This window comes from Natrialba sp. PRR66, assembly GCF_034808065.1.
Classification (GTDB): domain Archaea; phylum Halobacteriota; class Halobacteria; order Halobacteriales; family Natrialbaceae; genus Natrialba; species Natrialba aegyptia.
In genome coordinates this window covers 1-239 of the sequence record NZ_JAXHGN010000256.1, presented here as the reverse complement: position 1 = coordinate 239, position 239 = coordinate 1, and the positions used below count along the sequence as shown (strand labels likewise).

Below are 239 nucleotides of genomic sequence, written 5' to 3'. Positions count from 1 at the left end.
CCTTAGTTCATCCGTCTAATAAGCCTGTTTATCTGGTCTTCCCTGTTGCCAGCATCTCCACCTTCTACAAAGTGAGTTGTCTTTTTCTTCATCCCACCTCGTGGGGAAGATAACTTGAAGGGCCACAGGAAGTTATTTGCTTCCTTGAAGCGTTTCCCGACTGTATAGATCTCATGAATTAGATCCTCCATGCAGATGATGCCAAACTTACCAAGAGACCGAGCAATCAAGGAATTATC

The 239-nt window shown here is 44.4% G+C and carries 1 protein-coding gene; it reads right to left on the bottom strand.

Annotated features, from left to right (window positions below):
* Window positions 1-2 precede the first annotated feature (2 nt).
* Window positions 3-239: hypothetical protein (locus SM755_RS24155; RefSeq protein WP_323174900.1), on the bottom strand; the 237-nt coding region annotated here is incomplete at its 5' end.